This is a genomic window from Flavobacterium sp. MK4S-17, from assembly GCF_009848495.1.
Classification (GTDB): domain Bacteria; phylum Bacteroidota; class Bacteroidia; order Flavobacteriales; family Flavobacteriaceae; genus Flavobacterium.
On sequence record NZ_WWEP01000027.1, the window covers coordinates 39,699 to 59,554 of the forward strand.

22 protein-coding genes are annotated in these 19,856 nt (G+C 40.3%); 9 read left to right on the forward strand and 13 right to left on the reverse strand.

The window, feature by feature from the left end; translation table 11 throughout:
* Window positions 1–32: 32 nt before the first annotated feature.
* From GSF09_RS09695 to GSF09_RS09720, 6 genes are all read left to right on the forward strand, one after another.
* Window positions 33–1,337: an HTTM domain-containing protein gene (locus GSF09_RS09695; RefSeq protein ID WP_159800806.1), complete on the forward strand. Its 1,305-nt coding sequence runs from the start codon at window positions 33–35 to the stop codon at window positions 1,335–1,337.
* Between the two features lie 98 nt (window positions 1,338–1,435).
* Window positions 1,436–2,374 carry a ring-cleaving dioxygenase gene (locus GSF09_RS09700; protein WP_159800808.1) on the forward strand — a complete coding sequence of 313 codons (939 nt, stop codon included), beginning with the start codon at window positions 1,436–1,438 and terminating at the stop codon, window positions 2,372–2,374.
* A 62-nt stretch (window positions 2,375–2,436) separates the two neighbouring features.
* The gene (locus tag GSF09_RS09705) at window positions 2,437–3,063 is read left to right on the forward strand and encodes an alpha/beta hydrolase (RefSeq protein WP_159800810.1); all 627 of its coding nucleotides are present in this window, start codon (window positions 2,437–2,439) and stop codon (window positions 3,061–3,063) included.
* Window positions 3,064–3,109: 46 nt separating this feature from the next.
* Complete coding sequence (locus GSF09_RS09710) at window positions 3,110–4,006, forward strand: pirin family protein (RefSeq protein WP_159800812.1); 897 nt, start codon at window positions 3,110–3,112, stop codon at window positions 4,004–4,006.
* 3 nt (window positions 4,007–4,009) lie between these two features.
* Window positions 4,010–4,294, forward strand: a complete 285-nt coding sequence (locus GSF09_RS09715; protein WP_159800814.1) for a GNAT family N-acetyltransferase — start codon at window positions 4,010–4,012, stop codon at window positions 4,292–4,294.
* A gap of 62 nt (window positions 4,295–4,356) precedes the next feature.
* Window positions 4,357–4,791, forward strand: a complete 435-nt coding sequence (locus GSF09_RS09720; RefSeq protein ID WP_159800816.1) for a DUF3995 domain-containing protein — start codon at window positions 4,357–4,359, stop codon at window positions 4,789–4,791.
* Between the two features lie 4 nt (window positions 4,792–4,795).
* On the opposite strand, the gene GSF09_RS09725 is transcribed toward GSF09_RS09720, so the two are convergent.
* The 4 genes from GSF09_RS09725 to GSF09_RS09740 form a co-directional block, all read right to left on the reverse strand.
* Window positions 4,796–4,987, reverse strand: a complete 192-nt coding sequence (locus GSF09_RS09725; protein ID WP_159800818.1) for a hypothetical protein — start codon at window positions 4,985–4,987, stop codon at window positions 4,796–4,798.
* Window positions 4,988–4,998: 11 nt separating this feature from the next.
* Entirely contained in the window at window positions 4,999–6,087 is a 1,089-nt protein-coding gene (locus GSF09_RS09730; RefSeq protein WP_159800820.1) for a glycosyltransferase, read from the reverse strand.
* A gap of 224 nt (window positions 6,088–6,311) precedes the next feature.
* The gene (locus tag GSF09_RS09735; protein ID WP_159800822.1) at window positions 6,312–7,361 is read right to left on the reverse strand and encodes an NAD(P)-dependent alcohol dehydrogenase; all 1,050 of its coding nucleotides are present in this window, start codon (window positions 7,359–7,361) and stop codon (window positions 6,312–6,314) included.
* A 34-nt stretch (window positions 7,362–7,395) separates the two neighbouring features.
* The gene (locus GSF09_RS09740; protein WP_159800824.1) at window positions 7,396–7,779 is read right to left on the reverse strand and encodes a rhodanese-like domain-containing protein; all 384 of its coding nucleotides are present in this window, start codon (window positions 7,777–7,779) and stop codon (window positions 7,396–7,398) included.
* 118 nt (window positions 7,780–7,897) lie between these two features.
* Between GSF09_RS09740 and hemN the strand changes: the two genes are divergently transcribed.
* Window positions 7,898–9,262, forward strand: coding sequence for an oxygen-independent coproporphyrinogen III oxidase (gene hemN / locus GSF09_RS09745; protein WP_159800826.1), 1,365 nt, complete (start codon window positions 7,898–7,900; stop codon window positions 9,260–9,262).
* A 40-nt stretch (window positions 9,263–9,302) separates the two neighbouring features.
* Here the strand turns inward: hemN and GSF09_RS09750 are convergent, their stop codons facing one another.
* The 8 genes from GSF09_RS09750 to GSF09_RS09785 are packed head-to-tail and all read right to left on the reverse strand — an operon-like array spanning window position 9,303 to window position 17,899.
* On the reverse strand, window positions 9,303–10,016 hold the full coding sequence (locus GSF09_RS09750) for a sulfite exporter TauE/SafE family protein (protein ID WP_159800828.1): 714 nt from the start codon (window positions 10,014–10,016) through the stop codon (window positions 9,303–9,305).
* Window positions 10,017–10,025: 9 nt separating this feature from the next.
* Window positions 10,026–10,478 (reverse strand): FixH family protein, encoded by a 453-nt coding sequence (locus GSF09_RS09755; RefSeq protein ID WP_370515993.1) that lies wholly within the window; start codon window positions 10,476–10,478, stop codon window positions 10,026–10,028.
* Window positions 10,479–10,489: 11 nt separating this feature from the next.
* Window positions 10,490–11,896: a cytochrome c oxidase accessory protein CcoG gene (ccoG, locus tag GSF09_RS09760; RefSeq protein ID WP_159800938.1), complete on the reverse strand. Its 1,407-nt coding sequence runs from the start codon at window positions 11,894–11,896 to the stop codon at window positions 10,490–10,492.
* 17 nt (window positions 11,897–11,913) lie between these two features.
* Window positions 11,914–12,867, reverse strand: coding sequence for a cbb3-type cytochrome c oxidase N-terminal domain-containing protein (locus tag GSF09_RS09765; RefSeq protein ID WP_159800830.1), 954 nt, complete (start codon window positions 12,865–12,867; stop codon window positions 11,914–11,916).
* A 21-nt stretch (window positions 12,868–12,888) separates the two neighbouring features.
* On the reverse strand, window positions 12,889–13,074 hold the full coding sequence (locus tag GSF09_RS09770) for a CcoQ/FixQ family Cbb3-type cytochrome c oxidase assembly chaperone (protein ID WP_159800832.1): 186 nt from the start codon (window positions 13,072–13,074) through the stop codon (window positions 12,889–12,891).
* 6 nt (window positions 13,075–13,080) lie between these two features.
* Complete coding sequence (gene ccoN, locus GSF09_RS09775; RefSeq protein WP_159800834.1) at window positions 13,081–15,285, reverse strand: cytochrome-c oxidase, cbb3-type subunit I; 2,205 nt, start codon at window positions 15,283–15,285, stop codon at window positions 13,081–13,083.
* A 2-nt stretch (window positions 15,286–15,287) separates the two neighbouring features.
* Window positions 15,288–15,461: a cbb3-type cytochrome oxidase assembly protein CcoS gene (gene ccoS / locus GSF09_RS09780; protein ID WP_159800837.1), complete on the reverse strand. Its 174-nt coding sequence runs from the start codon at window positions 15,459–15,461 to the stop codon at window positions 15,288–15,290.
* A gap of 59 nt (window positions 15,462–15,520) precedes the next feature.
* A complete protein-coding gene (locus GSF09_RS09785) occupies window positions 15,521–17,899 on the reverse strand; it encodes a heavy metal translocating P-type ATPase metal-binding domain-containing protein (protein ID WP_159800839.1) in 2,379 nt (792 codons plus the stop codon).
* A gap of 114 nt (window positions 17,900–18,013) precedes the next feature.
* Between GSF09_RS09785 and GSF09_RS09790 the strand changes: the two genes are divergently transcribed.
* Complete coding sequence (locus GSF09_RS09790; RefSeq protein ID WP_159800841.1) at window positions 18,014–18,691, forward strand: Crp/Fnr family transcriptional regulator; 678 nt, start codon at window positions 18,014–18,016, stop codon at window positions 18,689–18,691.
* A 25-nt stretch (window positions 18,692–18,716) separates the two neighbouring features.
* On the opposite strand, the gene GSF09_RS09795 is transcribed toward GSF09_RS09790, so the two are convergent.
* The gene (locus GSF09_RS09795) at window positions 18,717–19,250 is read right to left on the reverse strand and encodes a thioredoxin family protein (RefSeq protein WP_159800843.1); all 534 of its coding nucleotides are present in this window, start codon (window positions 19,248–19,250) and stop codon (window positions 18,717–18,719) included.
* Between the two features lie 171 nt (window positions 19,251–19,421).
* Between GSF09_RS09795 and GSF09_RS09800 the strand changes: the two genes are divergently transcribed.
* Window positions 19,422–19,853, forward strand: a complete 432-nt coding sequence (locus tag GSF09_RS09800) for a response regulator (protein WP_159800845.1) — start codon at window positions 19,422–19,424, stop codon at window positions 19,851–19,853.
* Window positions 19,854–19,856 lie beyond the last annotated feature (3 nt).

The window sequence follows — 19,856 nt, forward strand, 5'->3', positions numbered from 1 at the left end:
CTTTTATAAACAAAGGTTGCCTTAGCCTTTATATGAAAAAACTGCTTTTCCAAAAAACAGATATTGCACCGCTTGCAGTTTTTCGCATAGCGTTCGGGTTTATACTTGCCTGGCATTGCTTTAGCCATATAACTTCGGGGCAGGTTAAATCAAGGTATATAGACCCTGATTTTACTTTTTCACATATTGGCATGGAGTGGCTACAACCCCTGCCCGGCAACGGCATGTATTATTATTTTGCCCTTATGGGCATATTGGGGCTCTTTATTATGGCAGGCCTGTTTTACAGGTATAGCATGGGGTTGTTTACTGTGCTTTGGGCAGGGTGTTACTACATGCAAAAAATAGGCTATAATAATCATTACTACCTCATGCTGCTGTTTTGCATATTTATGCTACTGCTGCCTGCAAATGCGTATGCATCTGTTGACAGCAGGATAAATCCTTCTTTAAAAAAGCAGTGGATGCCTGCATGGTGCAGGAATGTAATTATACTCCAAATTGCTATTGTATATTTTTATGCTGCGGTTGCCAAATTATATCCCGGCTGGATGGATGGTACATTTACGGCAATAATGCTAAGCAAATTTCAGCATCCTTGGGTTATTGAATTATTCAGTAAAAAATGGTTTGCCCTTTTTGTTGCTTACAGCGGGCTCGCGTTCGATTTTCTTATAGTGCCCATGCTGCTTTGGAAAAAAACAAGGAACTTTGCCGTACTGGCATCGCTTTTATTCCACCTGTTTAACAGTTTGGTTTTGCGCATTGGCATATTCCCTTATTTCTCCCTTAGCCTTATTGTATTTTTTTATCCGCCGGAAACCATCAGGAAATTGTTTTTCCCTAAAAAACTACCGGTACAGGATGTTGGTTATACTTCACAAGGGAAAAAACTTTTATTGTTTTTCTTCCTGCCTTATTTTATAATACAGCTACTGTTGCCCGTGCGCCACATTTTTATTAAAGGAGATGTAATGTGGACGGAAGAAGGACACAGGTTAAGCTGGCGCATGATGCTGCGCTCCCGCGGCGGCGATGTTTCTTTTAAAATTATAGATAAAGAAAACGGCAGGGAACTATATTATGATTTAGGTAATAATTTGCCCAAAAGGCATATACAAAATTTGGAAATATGTCCTGATATGATATGGCAGGCTGCACAGTATATTAAACACAAATTCAGCCGGCAGGGTATAGATGTAGCCGTATATGCAATAGCAACAAATTCTATTAACAGGGGGGCTAAAAGGCTATTGATAAACCCGGATACTGACCTTGCAGCAGCTAAATGGGACTATTTTTTCCATAACGAATGGATAATCCTTTATAACGACTGATTTATCTGTAAAACTCCAACTTGTTTTCTTGTCCTAGTTCAATGTTTTAAAAAATAGTGGATGGTAATTTTACATTATCAAATTAAAACAGATAAACTATGGAAAATAAAATTTTAGGCATACACCATATTACTGCCATTGCAGGCAATGCCAAACGTAATTTTGATTTTTATGCCAAAGTTATGGGGCTTAGGTTTATAAAAAAGACGGTGAATTTTGACGACCCCGGCACCTACCACTTTTACTTTGGCGATGAAACAGGCAGCGCAGGTACTATACTTACTTTTTTCCCCTGGGGCGATGGCATACCACAAGGCCGTAGGGGTGCGGGCATGGCTACGGAAATAGGATACTCTGTACCAAAGGGAAGCCTTGAGTTTTGGGTAGAGCGTTTTGAAAAATATAATGTTATATACAACAAGCCCGCTGTAAAGTTTGGTGAAAGGTATCTTACATTTCTTGACCCTGATGGGCTGAAACTGGAACTAATAGAATCATCCAAGCCTGATAACCGCAAACCGTGGGAAACGGATGAAGTAAAAGCTAATGTCGCCACAAGGGGCTTTCGTAACATTACGCTTACACTGAATAATATTACAGGCACTGCTGAAATGCTTACTAATGTATTTGGTTACAAGCTTGTGGCACAGGAAGCCAACCGCTACCGCTATGCTACAACAGCGGTAGAAAATGCGGCTATTGTTGACCTGGTAGAACTACCTGATGAAAAACGCGGACTTGGTGCAAATGGTACTGTGCACCATGTAGCTTTCAGGGTAAAAAATGACGAGATATTGATGCATTTCCGTGAAAAGGTTTTAAATGCGGGATTGCAGATAACGCCGCAGATTGACCGGAATTATTTTCACAGCCTTTATTTCAGGGAACCGGGCGGGGTGCTTTTTGAAATTGCAACAGACAATCCCGGGTTTACCATAGATGAGCCATTGGAGGAACTGGGTAAAAACCTTAAGCTCCCTGCACAATACGAATCACGCCGTGAGGAAATTGAAGCACATTTAATACCTGTAAATTAATGTAAAACCTGCTGTTGGGCGGGGTAGCCTACCCTGGCCGTAACAGCATAAATATAATACCTATGGAATTTCAGCCTTTAAAATATATATACATACCATCTGATACACCTGATGCCTACACCCTTCTTTTACTGCACGGAACAGGTGGTAATGAAAATGACCTTTTACCTATAGCAGGAAATTTTGGCGATGACTTTAATATACTCAGCCTTAGGGGCAATATAACCGAGCACGGTATGCCACGCTTTTTTAAAAGACTCGGCATGGGTGTTTTTGATGAGCAGGACTTAAGTTTCCGTACCGATGAAATGGTTAGTTTTATAAAGGAAACAGCCGAAGAAAAAGGGTTTAACAGCAATAAAATAATAGCCCTGGGCTATTCAAACGGTGCGAATATAGCAGGTGCTGCACTATTAAAATATCCCGGTTTTTTAGCGGGGGCACTATTGTTTCGCCCCATGCAGCCTTTTAAAGAGTTGGTTGTTTCAGCAAATGGCAGGCAAACACCCGTATTTTTCAGCTCCGGTAAGTTTGATGCCACAGTACAGCCGAAAGACACACAAAATTATGTGAAGCTGTTACAGGCATCAGGATATAATGTAGCTTTTCAGGATATGGAAGCAGGCCATAATCTTATAAAGGAAGATATAGAGCTTGCAGTAAGCTGGTATGCTGAAAATTTCAGGTAAACCGTATATCAATTTTTGTAACTTTAGAAGCACAATAAAATCAACCATGTCAAACATTAACCTAATAATTGAAGAACGCCCGGCAGATATAGGGAATTTTTTAGTAGGCAGGCTGCTACCCTTTCGGGAAAAGCGGACTGTTGGGCCCTTTGCCTTTATAGACCACATGGGCCCTGCTGCCTTGAGCGACAGCGAAAATGTAGATGTAGGCCCACACCCGCACATAGGGCTTTCAACCCTTACCTATCTTTTTGAAGGCAGTATAATGCACCGGGACAGCTTAGGCACTGCCATAGAAATTAAGCCAGGGCAGGTAAACTGGATGACAGCCGGAAAAGGCATTGTACATTCGGAAAGGACGCCGGATTATTTAAGACAATCGGATAAAATGCTGCATGGCCTGCAAATATGGGTAGCATTGCCCAAAGCGCTTGAACAGTGCGAACCCGCCTTTGCACATATTGAAGAGCACCAACTGCCTGCCTGGAAAATTGATGGTGCAGATGTGAAGCTTATAGCCGGCGAGGCTTTCGGTAAAAAGTCGCCTGTTCCTGTTTACAGCCCTTTATACTTTATAGAGATTAAAAGCACTACGAAACAGAAATTAAGTATAGGCAAAGACTTATATGGTGAAAGCGGACTTTATATTTTAGAGGGAAGCATAGAAAGTGAAGGAACTACTTTTATGCCTAAACAACTTCTTGTAGCGAAAGATGCATCGCTTTGTGAGTTTACCGTGAATGAAAATACAACGGTTTACATATTTGGAGGCGAGCCATTTCCTGAACCCAGGCATATCTACTGGAATTTTGTATCAAGTTCAGCAGAATTGATTGAAGAGGCAAAGGAGCGATGGCTGAACCAGCAGTTTCCTAAAGTTCCGGGCGAAACAGGTTTTGTACCCCTGCCCGAACAAAACAATAATTTTAAATTAAAAAAATAAACAATGCATATAGAACATTTTGATGATGGCAAAAAAGGCCATTTTAAAGCAGTAGAAAATGGCCAGCAGGCAGGTATTATGACTTATGTTTGGGCCGGGGATGATAAATTTATAATTGAGCATACTATTGGAAACCCTGAGTTCAAGGGGCAGAATGTCGGTATGAAAATGCTTACGGAAGCTGTAGGGTATGCCCGGAACAAAAACCTTAAAATAATACCCTTATGCCCTTTTGCAAAGAAAATGTTTGATAAGCACCAGGATATAAATGATGTGCTTTCAAAATAGTTTAGCAAAGTATTAAGCCTTTGTATTATATGCTTTCAATATCTTTAATATAAAAAAGTACAATGATATTTCTGGTATTGATAAACAGTACAATATTTATATTACTTTCATTTTTGCATATATATTGGGCTTTGGGCGGCAACCGCGGAATGAGTGCCGTAATACCCTCGGTTTCAGAAAACCAGCGCTTTTACAAGCCTAATATATATGCTACATTTTCCATTGGGGGGTTAATGGGGCTGTTTGCCCTTGTAACCATAGGCAACCTTAACATATTTATGCCCTATATACCTGTAAGCTACTTTCAGTATGCCACAATAGGTATTGGAGTTATTTTTATAATGAGGGCTGTAGGAGATTTTACGTATATAGGGTTCTTTAAAAAAGCAACTGGTACTGCTTTTGCCAAAAATGATACTCGGTACTATACGCCTTTATGTATTATTATTGCATTCATAAGCTTTGCCATAGCCGTTTTAGGAATGGTTCAGCTTTAAATAATCAGGGCATGGTGTGCATATTTGTGATGCTGTCGGTAATGGTGTTTACAGTATCCAGTTCCGTTGCCCTTACATCAACCGCACTTTCAGCATCCATCGTTCCCGGTTCAGGCATTTCAGTTTCTTTATTTTCCCTGCAGGAGTATAAAACAGATAATGATAGGGCAGCAACTGCCAGAAGTATTTTTTTCATAATTTACAAGTTTATGCATTAATCGCTATTTTACGGCTTTCAATCAGGTCTATATAAAGATTGATGTAGCTGCCTGCCATTTTCTCCACAGTAAACTTTTTAGACCTTTCCAGTGCTTTTCTGGCCTTTTCTTCCCTAAAGGCATGGTCGGTTGTTAGCTTTTGTAAAACAGCTGCAGCTTCATCTGCACTTTCAGGATTAAAATAAACTGCCGCATCGCCCCATATTTCCCTGAAAGTAGGAATGTCGCCCAAAGCAAGTGCGCAACCCGCTTTGGCAGCCTCAAGCACTGCAAGCCCGAAAGGTTCATATTTGGCAGGCATAACAAAAAGCGATGCTTTTTTCATATAATCCTGCAAAACTTTTGAGGGCAGCCTGCCCAGGTAATTTATATTTTTTGCTTCGTTATCTTCATCCTCCTCAGGGCAGTTGTGGGTTCCGGCTATATAAACAGGCCAGTTTAAATCATCAGCAACATCCGTTAGCAAACAAATATTTTTAGCATCGTTAATTTTGCGCCCTGCGGTTAAAATTCCGGGTTCTTTTTCCGTTATACTAAACTCCGGCGTATCCCTGCCATTGTAAATAACTTCTTTGTGCTTATGTTTTAATACAGGATATATCTTCTCGGCATCTTTTAGTATGGCTGCTGTTGGCGCCACTATAACACATGCCGATGTAAGTGCTTCCTTTACCGCTTTCCTGTATCTCTTTAAATCATCGGGTGTAGAGGTTTTACCTGTTATAGCGCTCCAGCGTGTTTGAAGGCAAAAATGAAAAACACTCACAACAGGGCAATCCCAGTCGCCTGCCACATGCCCAAAAGTATTAAAATGAATTATATCAGGGTTTACTTTGCTGTACACAGAAGATATCCATTGCTTAGCCATACTGATATCCTCCCAGGGATTTTCCATCCACTCCACCTTATAATTGCTCTCATAAAAGTTGATGCCTTTAAGCTGCTCCAACTGCTGCTGCTGCTCACTGTTAACCAGCGAACCCATAGCCATTAGGTGTATTTCCGTATCATAAAACTGGAGGGCTTTACACAAATCAATTGTATAATTCCAGATACCACCCACTGTAGCGGTTGTCATTAATATTTTTAAAGGCCCCTGCATAACAATGTATTTGTATAGGGTTTAAAATATGTAAGAAACCCGGAGGAAAACCTAACCCAAAAGATATTGAAGATTTCTATTTTTATATCCACTATATTCAAATATATGAAACCATAATAATATTTTTACTAACTATTTTTTAATTTTTTCTTAAAATTATTTATTAACCACAGCAATTATATTACCTGTGGTTAATAACTTTACTGCTTGAGTGAAGCCATATCAATAACAAACCGATACTTTACATCGCTTCTTATCATCCTCTCATAGGCTTCATTAATATAATCCATATCAATTATCTCTACTTCAGATACAATACCTTTTTCGGCACAAAAATCAAGCATTTCCTGTGTTTGCGCTATACCGCCAATAAGGCTGCCCATTATGCTGCGGCGTTTGCCTATAAGGCTGAATGCAGGTATTTGCGATGGCTCCGGCGGAACGCCTACAATAATCATGGTTCCATTCTTTCTTAACAGCCCCAGGTAATCACTGTAGCTGTGCTTTGCAGAAACCGTATTAAGTATAAAATCAAAACTGTTCACTAGTGATGCCATAGCCTCTTTATCCGATGTCAGCACAAAGTGATGAGCGCCCAGTTTTTTTGCATCTGCCTCTTTAGAGGGAGAACCGCTAAGCATGGTAACTTCTGCCCCAAAAGCTACAGCAAATTTTACTGCCATGTGCCCAAGCCCGCCAAGTCCCAGCACTGCTACTTTATGGCCTTTGCCTACATTAAGGTGCTTTAGCGGGGAATAAGTGGTTATACCTGCGCAAAGCAAAGGCGCAACACCACTAAGCGGTAACTTTTCTGAAATGTGGAGCGCATATTTTTCGTCAACGCTTATGGTGGTAGAGTAGCCTCCGTAAGTAGGGGTTGTTGTACCCCTCTCATAACTATTATAGGTACCTGTCATTCCTTCCTCGCAATATTGCTCCTCGCCTTCAAGGCAGCTTGAACACTTGCGGCAGGAATCAACAAAACAGCCTACTCCTGCAAGATCGCCTACTTTGAAGTTTTTTACATTGCTTCCCACATTTACCACACGTCCCACAATTTCATGGCCGGGTACCAATGGGTAAATTGCCGGGCCCCATTCACTCCTTGCAGTATGGATATCGGAATGGCAAACACCACTAAATAAAATATCAATCTGTATCTGGTCGGCACCCAAATCTTTCCTTTCAAATTGAAAAGGCTTTAACGGGTTTTCGGCATCGTAGGCCGCATAAGCTTTTACCTGAATCATTATATTGTGTTTTTAGAGATTAAATATTAAAAGGTTATTCTACGGGCAGCCCCGCCTCATTCCAGGCATCCATGCCACCATCAAGCTCAATTATTTTCTTAAAGCCTTTCTGCTCCATAATTTCTACTGCCTCGGCGCTTCTGCCCCCTGCTTTGCAATACACATATACCGGTACGTTTTTATCCAGTGTGTTTAATTGCTCTTCAAAATCCTTATCATAAATATGCAGGTTTTTAGCTCCTTTAATGTGTCCGCTTTTATATTCGCCGGGTGTGCGCACATCTATAACCTGCCCTTCATCAGTTTGTATCTTTTCCAAAAATTCTTTTGGCTGTGCCAGTTCTGTAGATTGTTTCTGCTGTGCCTGGCAGCCTGTTAAGGCTACCAGTAATAGTAACATTGCTGTTAATTTCTTCATATGTAGTTTTTATAGATTACTGCTAAAATTAAAAAAAGCTACAAAGCAATCCTATGACATTTATCATTTTTTGTTGGAAGATGGTGTAATAATTTTGGACATTGGAAATAATGATGTTATGGAAAATTTAATGATTCAAAAATATAATGTGCCTGGCCCCAGGTATACCAGCTATCCTACAGTGCCTTACTGGGAAGATAAAGATTTTTCCTGTGGAGTTTGGCAGGATACACTACTTAAAGCTTTTAATGAAAGTAATACCACCGAAGGTATAAGCCTTTATATACACCTGCCTTTTTGCGAAAGTATGTGCACATTTTGCGGTTGCAATAAACGCATAACACGCAGGCACGAGGTAGAGGAAACGTATATTGGGGCCGTGCTTAAGGAATGGGATTTATATTGCGCCCTCCTCCCTGCAAAGCCAAGAATTAAAGAGCTTCATTTAGGAGGCGGTACCCCTACTTTTTTCAGTGCAGGCAATCTTGCTATCCTGATAAACGGTATCATGGAAAAAGCTGAAAAAGCAAATGGCTATGAATTTAGCTTTGAAGGGCATCCTAATAATACCACAAGGGCACATTTGCAGACATTGTATAACCTTGGTTTCAGGAGGGTGAGTTTTGGCGTGCAGGATTACAGCGAAAAAGTACAGATTGCCATTAACCGAATACAGCCTTTCCACAACGTGGCAAAAGTTACATTCTGGGCACGGGAAATAGGTTATACTTCCATTAGCCATGACCTTGTTTTCGGCCTTCCGTTTCAAACAGTGGCCAATGTTACCGATACCATTGAAAAAACAAAATCGCTGAGCCCGGACAGGATATCTTTTTACAGCTATGCGCATGTACCCTGGATAAAAGGCAACGGGCAGCGTGGTTTTGACGAAAGCAACCTGCCTAAAGATGAAGAAAAAAGAAAATTATATGAAACTGGAAAAAACCTGCTTGCGGAAAAAGGTTACCATGAAATAGGCATGGATCATTTTGCGCTGGAAACCGACTCTATGCATTCTGCATTTAAAAACGGCACACTGCACCGTAACTTCATGGGGTATAGTGCATCTAAAACACAGGTGATGATTGGGCTGGGTGTGTCCTCTATCAGCGATAGCTGGTATAGCTTTGCGCAAAATGAGAAAAACCTTGAAGAGTATTACAGGCTACTGGAACAGGAAATGTTACCGGTATTCAGGGGGCATTTGCTTACTGAAGAAGACCTCATCATTCGAAAACACATATTGAACCTGATGTGTTGTTTTAAAACATCATGGAAAGACGACAAACTGAAATTTGCAGAACTACCTGAAATTTTAACCAGCCTTTATGAAATGGAAAAAGACGGGTTACTGAAATTGTCAGATTATGAAATTGAAGTTACTGAGAAAGGAAAAGCTTTTGTAAGGAATATTTGCATGGCCTTTGACCTCAGGCTGAAGCGAAAAGCACCGGAAACCAAACTTTTTTCGATGACGGTTTAATAATAAAAAAGGACAGCTGATTTAGCTGCCCTTTTTTATATCAGTGATTTATTAAGCCACAATCGGGGCTGCTTTGCACAAAAAGGCTTGCATTTGCCGGTGAAATAAAGGGTATGCCCAAGCCGAGGCCGCGCATTATAAAAAGCATACCTATAAAAACGGTTACATAAGGCACTACCCTTGTAAACATCCTCCGGGATGAATTCCCTAAGAACCCTGTTGCATAAACTACTATACTCATTAACGGTATAGTGCCTGTACCGTATAAAACCATATATAAAACCCCAAGCTGTACATTTTGCATGGCTATGGCACCAAATAATGCGGCATATACCAGCCCGCAGGGTAAAAACCCGTTGAAAAGCCCGGCGGTATATAAGGCTGCATTTCCTTTTTTCCTTAACCTGCTTCCAAGGCCTGCTTTTACTTTAGATATCAACCTGTAAACAGGCTTGGAAAAGTTATATTTTGCAAAAACTCTTTCAGGCACCATTACTATTATAATCATAATTATACCAGCCAGTATGGAAAGCTGCTGCTGCATCCCGGCCAGGTAAAACCCTTTGCCCAGCATGCCAAACACTGCACCAAGAATGCCATAGGCAGTAAGCCTGCCTGAATGGTATAAAAGTACCTGTATGGCCTTTTGAGCCGGATTATTCCTGCTTAAAGGCAGCATCATGGCAATAGGCCCGCACATGCCTATGCAGTGCAGGCTGGAAACCAATCCTAAAAGTAATGCAGAATACAGCATTATAAACCTTTATAAGTTTAGCATTTCTTTATTAATATAGCCCTTGCCCTGGTATTCCCAGTCAATGGTAATGTCCCAGCGGCCGCCTGCCAGGCTGCTTTTAGGTATGAGCAGATAGGGTTGGGATAATGAAATGGGCATTTCAAAATCCAGCGCCTGGTTAGACGGCCTGTATAGGGACACTTTCCCGCTAATTTGTTTTACATCAAAACCTTCGGGAAATAGTATTTTTATCTCCTCTTGGTTATTTTCAATCTTTACCTTATCCTGTAACAATGCAGCATTCTGCTCTTTGTCGAGCTGGGCCTGCAATATCCTCTCCTGCTTGTAATATTCATCTATAACAAGCTCATTATCATATTTGTGGTCTGACTGTACTTTTATAACAAAATAAAGTATGAACCCCATGAAAAACAGGAATGCCAATACAATTCCCGCTCCCCAGTTAAATTTTATTTTCATAATAATATGCTTTAGTTAAAACTACGAGGGCCTAAAAAGTTGGTGGTTTCCGTTTCAATAAGCCTTTCTCCATCATACACTTCAAGGGTTATTTTTGTTTTATCTCCTTTAAGAAAAGCAGGATTTATTTCTACAAACAATGTGCCCTGAGCCATGCCTTCCTTAGGTACCTTAAACCTGGCTTTGCCTACTATTTTTACGTTACCTTGTGGTTTTACCAGTTTAAAATATACATCATTAAACTGTTTGGTAGTTTTGTTTACTACCTTATAAGTAAAAACATTACTTATATTATCCCCTTTGTGCTGGTACAGCTGCCCCGGCAGCCTTAAAACAGTTGCCTCAACATCATTGCGCAAAAACAGCATTCCGGTAAAAACCCCCAACAGTATTACCAATACGGCTGTATATCCTTTCATCCTTGCGGTAAAGGCGAATTTTTCCTTTTTGGTTATTTCATCTTCACTGGCATAACGTATAAGCCCTTTAGGAAAACCAACCTTGTCCATTACTGTATTGCACTCATCAATACAAGCTGTACAATTGGTACATTCCAGTTGCGTCCCGTTCCTTATATCAATACCCGTTGGGCATACATGCACACAAAGCTTGCAGTCTATACAATCACCCTTACCGGAAAGTAGGCGGTCTTCATTTTTTACAATCCTGCCACGCCCCGCAATCCGCTCTCCCCTTTCATGGTCGTAGGCTACTATAATGGATTTATTATCTAGTAATACTCCCTGAAGCCTGCCGTAAGGACAGGCAATGATGCATACCTGCTCCCTGAACCATGCAAATACAAAGTAGAAAACCGCAGTAAAAATCAGCAGGGCAATAAGGTTGCCTAAATGCGCTGCTGGCCCGTCCTGAACCATTTGTATAAGTTTATCGCTGCCCACAAGGTAAGCCAGGAATATATTGGCTATTGCAAAAGATATTATAAAGAATATAAACCATTTTAAAAGCCTTTTCCTGATTTTTTCAGCATTCCACTCCATTTTATCGAGTTTCATCTGAGCCGGCCTATCGCCATCAATCCAATATTCTATGCGCCTGAAAACCATTTCCATAAAAATGGTTTGGGGGCAAACCCACCCGCAAAACAGGCGGCCAAAAGCAACAGTAAAAAGTGCCACAAACACTACCCCTATTATCATGGAGATAACAAACAGGTGAAAATCCTGCGGCCAGAAAGGGAAACCAAATATATTGAACCTGCGCTCCAGCACATTGAACATTAAAAACTGGTTGCCGTTTATTTTTATAAATGGGGCTATGAAAAGGAAAGCCAATAGGAAATAACTCACTATTTTCCGTTTCTCATAGAACTTGCCGGACGGTTTTTTTGGATAGACCCATGACCTTTTCCCTTCATCATTTATCGTCCCTATTTTGTCGCGAAACCCCTCGTCCATCATTTTAAATTTTAAATTTATTTTGCCGCTTCAGAAGCCTGCCCGACATCATTACCTGCGGTTTGTTCGGCCGTGCCTGCATCGGCTCCTGCATTATCATCTTTCCAAACCTCACCATCCGGTGCTTTAGGATCCGGCGGATTAGTACCCTGTAATGAAAGCACATAACTTGCTACCATCTGAATTTCAGAAGGTTTTAATGTACCTTTCCAGGCTACCATACCTTTACCGTCGCGCCCTCCCTCGTTAATTGTATGGAAAACATTTTTAATGCCGCCACCCAGTATCCAGAATTCATCTGTAAGGTTAGGGCCGATTGCACCACCACCGTCTGCCCTGTGGCAGGCTGCACAGTTGGTTTCAAAAATTGTTTTCCCCTGTGCAAGTTCGCCGGCATCTGTCAGCAGTGTAACTGTGTTGGCATCAATAAGGTCTTTGGCTGTTTTTTTGTATTCTTCCACAGCAAGCCTCGCTTCTGCCATTTCTGCCTCAAATTCCTCTTTCTGGTTATAATCGCCTGCTATGTGGAACCTTACAAGGTAAATAACACCAAACAGTATAGTTGCGTAAAAAAGGTAAACCCACCATGGCGGCAATACATTATCCAGTTCCTTAATGCCATCATAATCATGATTCATCATTATTTCGCCTTCCTGCTCAATAGGTTTTGATTTGCCGAAAAACGTTTTAAGTTTTTTAAACCATTTACTATCCTTAAGGTTTACAGCTTCTGCCGCTGCAAGCCTGGCTTTCTGTTCTTCTGTAAGCATGGCATAGGTAACCCTGTCTATAGCACTGATAACAATTTCTATAGCTATTTGCAGGAACAGGAATACAAACAGGAATACCGATACCAAAGGATATTTTAAAAATGCCGGCCTGTCGCCTGAATCAATAAAGTATTCCAATGCCATGAAAACCAAGGCAAAAAGTATGGGAACCCTTACATATACCGGAATTAACTTTTTCATAATTACTACTTTTAAATTTGGTTATTGGTTTATGCTGCCTTCATCTGAAAAGGGCAAATTGCTCATTTCGGCAATTTTATCCTTTTTATAAGTATATACCCATGTGTACAGCCCTACAAAAAAGAGGAAGAAAATCAGCAGTGATATTATCGGGTATATCTCAATTCCTGAGATAGATTCCATATTATGTTTTACAAACTTCAGCATGGTATATTATTTTAAATTTTCGGCTGTTCCATCAGCATTTTTAATTTTAATATCAGTTCCCAGGCGTTGCAGATAGGCTATAAGTGCTACAATTTCACGCTCTTTCATTGGTACAAACTCCTCGCCCCTTGCTATTGCAGCCTTTTTGCTCTCCTCATAACTCTTAACAAAGTCAGGGTCGCTGTGCAGGTTCTGTTCAATTTTTGCCGTTTGCTCCGCTATGGATTTTTTTGCATTGGCAATATCTTCTTCGGTGTAAGGCACACCAAGTTTTACCATTACCTCCATTTTCTTTTCAGTTTCGCTATAGTCCATCTTTTTGTTGTCAAACAGCCATTTATAACCCGGCATTATAGAGCCTGCGGATGTACTTTGCGGATCCCACATGTGGTTAAAATGCCAGTTGTCGCTATACTTGCCACCTACCCTCATAAGGTCAGGCCCGGTTCTTTTAGACCCCCACAGGAATGGGTGGTCATACACATACTCGCCCGATTTTGAGTACTCGCCATAACGTTCCACCTCACTACGGAAAGGACGTATCATTTGGGAGTGGCAGCCCACACAGCCTTCCCTTATATACAGGTCACGCCCTTCAAGTTCCAGTGGTGTATATGGTTTTACGGTAGATATGGTAGGGATATTTGATTTTACCATTATGGTAGGCACTATTTGTATAATACCGCCTATAAGTATTGCTACTGTTGCCAGTATTGTAAGCTGTATGGGTTTTCTTTCCAGCCATGGGTGGAATTTTTCGCCCCTTAGCCTTTTAGAGCTGATTTTTTGCAGTTCCGGTGCTTCAGCAAGTTCGTCTTCAATAGGCTGCCCCTGCCTTACAGTCATTATAATATTATATACAAGTACCAGCAAGCCTATAACAAATAAGGTACCTCCTATAGCCCTCATCCAGTACATTGGCATAATCTGTTTTACAGTTTCAAGGAAGTTTCCATAAACAAGGGAACCATCGGGGTTAAACTGTTTCCACATACTTGCCTGTGTAAAACCTGCTACATACATTGGTAATGCATACAGTATTATACCTAATGTACCTATCCAGAAGTGGAAATTAGCCAGTTTGGTAGAAAACAATGTTGTTTTTGTCATACGCGGCACAAGCCAGTATATCATACCAAAAGTCAGGAAACCGTTCCAGGCAAGTGCCCCCACGTGAACGTGTGCTACAATCCAGTCGGTAAAGTGGGCTATAGAGTTTACATTTTTAAGCGATAGCATAGGCCCCTCAAAAGTTGCCATACCATAACCGGTAACTGCTACTACAAAGAATTTTAAAACAGGGTCTGTCCTTACCTTATCCCATGCGCCACGAAGGGTTAACAAACCGTTTATCATACCTCCCCATGAAGGTGCTATCAGCATTACAGAGAATACTACCCCAAGGTTTTGCGCCCAGTCAGGCAAGGCAGAATACAACAAGTGATGCGGCCCTGCCCAGATATAAATAAATATCAGTGACCAAAAGTGTATAATGGAAAGCCTATAGGAGTAAACAGGCCTGTTAGCTGCCTTAGGCAGGAAGTAATACATTAACCCAAGAAACGGAGTGGTAAGGAAAAAAGCCACGGCATTGTGCCCATACCACCACTGCACCAGTGCATCCTGTACGCCAGCGTACACTGAATAACTTTTCATGCCGTTTACAGGCAGCTCAAGGCTGTTGAAAATGTGCAGCACTGCAACTGTTACAAATGTGGCTATATAAAACCAGATGGCCACATAAAGGTGGCGCTCCCTCCTTTTTAATATGGTACCTATCATATTTACACCGAAAGCTACCCAAACAAGGGCAATGGCTATATCTATCGGCCATTCAAGCTCGGCATATTCTTTTGAGGTAGTATAGCCCAAAGGAAGCGATATTGCTGCTGCCACAATTATAAGCTGCCATCCCCAAAAGTTGAAATTACTTAAAAAATTGCTGTACATGCGGGCTTTTAAAAGCCTTTGCAGCGAGTAGTAAACACCTGCAAAAATAGCATTGCCCACAAAGGCAAAAATTACCGCATTAGTATGCAAAGGCCTTAACCTGCCATAGCTTAGCCATGAAATCCCGTCGGTTAGGTTGGGGAACATATACATTGAAGCTATCAACAAGCCGACAAGCATCCCCACAACGCCAAACACTATTGTGGCATAGAGGAACTTTTTAACTATTTTATTGTCATAATAAAATTGCTGCACTTCCATAATTAATTATTGTTATTTGTTTTGGTTTTCTTTTTTAATTCGTCGTCAAAAAGTATCCTGACCGATGGTGTATAGTCATCATCATACTGCCCGCTTTTAACTGCCTTTACAAAGGCAAAAAAGAAAGCTATGGCAACCACTATACTAATGGAGATTAATAAATAGATTACGCTCATACCCTTAAATTTATGTTAACAAAATTACCCCTGCCCAACGGCATAAAACATGATATTTGTCATGGTTGCCGCTTTTTTGCAAAATAATTGCTGGCTATGGTTACAAAACTTACTATAGTTATGGTGCTTAAAGGCATTATTATAGCAGCGGTGAGGGGTGAAAGCCTGCCCGTAACCGCAAATGACAGCCCAACTGCGTTATACAGCAGTGATAAAGCGAAGCTCATTTTTATTGTAAACACCGCATTTTTTGCATAGCGCAGGAAAAAGCCTATTTTCCTGAATTGCGAAGCATCCAGTATGCCATCGCAGGCCGGGGAAAACACATTTACATTTTCTGATATGGCTATGCCTACATTACTTTGGGCAAGCGCCCCCGCATCATTAAGCCCATCGCCTATCATCATTACATTTTTACCCTGCTTTTGCAGGTTTTCTATAAAAGCAAGTTTTTGTTCCGGCTTCTGGTTAAATATAAATTCTGTTTGCTTAGGTAAAAGTTCTTTTAGTGCTTCCAGTTCACCTTCATTATCACCCGAAAGTATTTTTAACGTATAGTTTTTTCCTAACCCTGCAAAAAGCTGCTCCAGCCCTTCGCGGTAGCTGTTATCAAAAACAAACCTGCCTAAATAATGGTTATTTACCGCTATATGCACATTGGTCTGCAATGACTGCTGTCCCTCATATCCCGTAAATAATGCTGAGCCGATCTTAATAAAATAATGCCCTGCCCTACCCTGGATGCCCTTGCCTGTTACTTCCTCAAAGTCATATACTTCCTGTAAATCAACAGCAGGTAAAAAATCATACAGCCTTCTGCTTAACGGGTGGTTACTCCCCCTTAAAAGGCTTTTAACTGCCTTTAGCTCCTCATCATTAAGCTCATTTCCTTTATAAGCAATTGCTGATTTTTTACTGGTGGTAATAGTACCCGTTTTATCAAAAACAAGCGTATCAACTTTAGCCATCTGCTCAATAACGGTAGCATTTTTAAGGTACAGTTTACGCTTGCCCATTATACGCAATACATTGCCCAGTGTAAAAGGGGCGCTTAATGCCAGCGCACAGGGGCATGCCACAATAAGTACAGCCGTAAAAACATTAAATGCGGTAGTAACATCTATAAATACCCAATAAATAAAAGATATTATAGATATGGCAAGCAGTACCGGGGTAAAATAGCGGCTTATGGTATCAGTCATGGTTTTATAATCCCGCTTATCCTTTTTGGTAAAAACATCGTTACTCCATAACTGGGTTAAGTAGCTTTGGGAAACTGAGTTTAGCACCTCCATTTCCATAACCTGCCCCAGCTGCTTCCCTCCTGCATAAATTTTATCGCCCGATTTTTTGATTATCGGTATTGCTTCACCTGTTACAAAACTGTAGTCTATAGCCGTTTCATTACTCATTAAAATACCGTCAACAGGTATTAGTTCCTGGTTTCGGATGAGCAGCCTGTCGCCGGCAACAATATCATATACTGGTACTGAAACTTCCTGCCTGCCGGGCATAATTTTGGTAACCGCTATGGGAAAATAGGATTTAAAATCCCTTTCAAACGAAAGGAAGTTATAGGTCTTTTGCTGAAACAACCTGCCCAGCAGCATAAAAAAGACAAGCCCGGTGAGGCTGTCGAAAAAGCCCTGCCCAAAGCCAAAAATAATGTCAACAGTACTCCTTATAAACATTACCACAAGACCAAGCGCAATCGGTATATCTATATTTAAAAGCCCAGACCGTATACTTTTCCATGCGGACACATAATATCCGCTTGCGGCATAAAAAAATGAGGGCAATGAAAGGGCAAAAATAAGCCAGCGGAAAAAATCCCTGTATTTTTCAAGCCAAAACTCATCTACTTCAAAATACTCAGGGAACGAAAGCAGCATTACATTACCAAAGCAAAAAAATGCCACACCCAGCTTGTATATCAGCTGCCTGTCAACCTTTTTCTTTTTCTCCTCATAATTTTCAAGGCTTATATAAGGCTCATAGCCTATGCTGTTTAAAAGGTGTACAATAGCTTTTAATGAAATTTCACCGGGATTAAATACAACACGTACCTTTTTTTCAGGAAAATTTACCTGTGAACTGTTAATACCTGGCTGAAGCCTGTTAAGGTTTTCCAGAATCCATATACATGAGCTGCAATGTATGTGCGGAATATAAAGGGATACAATATGTGTACTTTCCTCATTAAACTCCAGTAGTTTAGCTACAATGGCCTCATTATCCAGAAAATCATATTTACCTTTTACATCCTGCGGGGTTGCGCCGGGTGCATTTTCAAAGTCGTAATAACAGGAAAGCCCGTTTGTGCTGAAAATTTCATAAACCGTTTTACAGCCTGTGCAGCAAAACGCTTTTTCATCAAAAACTATTTCTTCCCTTTTATTAATTGCCAACCCGCAATGAAAACAATTTTGCGTGTCCATAAAATCTGCTCTTTACCTGGTGCAAATTTCATGCGTATGGTAAAAATAAAATATGATATTTGTCATACAACTAAAATACTTTATAACTTTGCCATTAGTTTTAACAGCCAAGCTATGAGCAAGTGTGAACAATGTATTGTAAGGGAATTCAGTTCGTTAAAAGCATTGAATAAAGGTGAATTGCTTAAACTGGCGGAATGTAAATCATCCTACACCATAAAAAAAGGGGAACCCATTTTTACCGAAGGTGAAAATGTAAACGGTATATTTTGTATTAAGGACGGTATATGCAAAATGACCAAATTAAGCCCTAACGGCAACGAGCAGATTGTAAAACTTATTACCAAAGGGGAACTGCTGGGGCAACGCTCTATGATAAGCGAAGAGCCCGTAAACTTAAGTGCTGTTGCACTGGAAGATATGCAGGTGTGCTTTATACCAAAAACAGAAGTGATGCGCTTTTTTAATGAGAACAACCAGTTTTCCATGAATGTAATGCGCACCATTTGCGGCGACCTGAAAGATGCAGATGACCACCTGGTTACCATGGCCCAAAAATCAGTAAAACAGCGTTTGGCCGAGACATTGCTTTACCTGCACGACACGTTTGGCATTAACGAAGAAGATAAAAGCCTGAAGGTAAAGCTATCGCGTGAAGAATTGGCAGGAATGATTGGTACCGCAACCGAAAGCTGTATAAGGCTGCTTTCCGATTTTAATAAAAACGGGCTTATTGAACTTTCGGGCAAGAAAATTATCCTTACCGATATAAACAAATTAAGGAAGGTATAAACCCTCCCTAATTTGCTTTTATATATTATTTACTCTTTTTTATTTCAAACACATTGGCAATTATCTGTAATTGCTTGGTATCCATTTTAGATGTTTTTTTAAGCTTGCCTACAAATTCCTTTACCTCCCCTTTAGATGCGGGACAGCCTAAATTTTGGCCTTTGCTGTTAAAGGAGTCAGCCATCAGGTTTCCTTTGTGGTCAAGCACAACCCAAAAAGGTATTCCCTGCTTTTCAGCCTTATACTTTTTCAATAGTTCATCAACACCGGGATTTTCCAAATGTTTGTTCTTCTCCGACTCCATAACCGTTAAATGTGTGATTACATAATTGTCATCAAAGAATTTTTTGCAGGCTTCATTTTCCATATTTGCCTCCATTTTTTTGCACCAGCTGCACCATGAGGCATGAAATATTACAAACACATTCTTTTTCTCCTTTTCAGCCTTTTTTTGAGCTTCCTTAAGTACTGTGGCTGCTTCCGGCTGTACTGATTGGGCATGAGCCGTGGCTATTGTACCAAGCAGCATGAATAAAACAAAAAGATTTTTTATTTTCATAAGTATAAAGTATTAAGAAATATTAAAGCAGCAATTTACTAAATTTGCACCAATGGAATTATAAAATAATTATTACAAAAGGATTACAAATTTTGATACTATTGTGCAATATTTTGTAAACTGCAACTGCCTTTTTTTTTATATATATGCATTTTGTAATTTAAATGATTTATGAAGAGATACAAGGATATACTTATTATTGAGGATGACGAGGATGACAGGGAGATACTGGAGGAGATTTTCAGGGACTTGGGGTACAGGAATAAATTGATATTTTTTTCTGACAGTACCGAAGCCCTTGACTATTTAAGGCAGCCCGAAATTGAACCCTTTATTATAATTTCTGATATTAATATGCCTAAGCTGGGCGGTTTTGAACTAAGGAATATAATACTGGAAGAGGAAATACTGAGGGATAAGGACATTCCTTATATATTCATCTCAAATGCAAGTGATGAACATTCTATCAAAACAGCCAACAAGCTTTCTGCACAGGGATACATCCACAAAGGGGACGATTACAACAAATACAAAGAAAAAATACGCAACCTTATTGATTACTGGGTAGAGAATATTAATTCTTTTACTTCTAAAAGAGCATAAAAA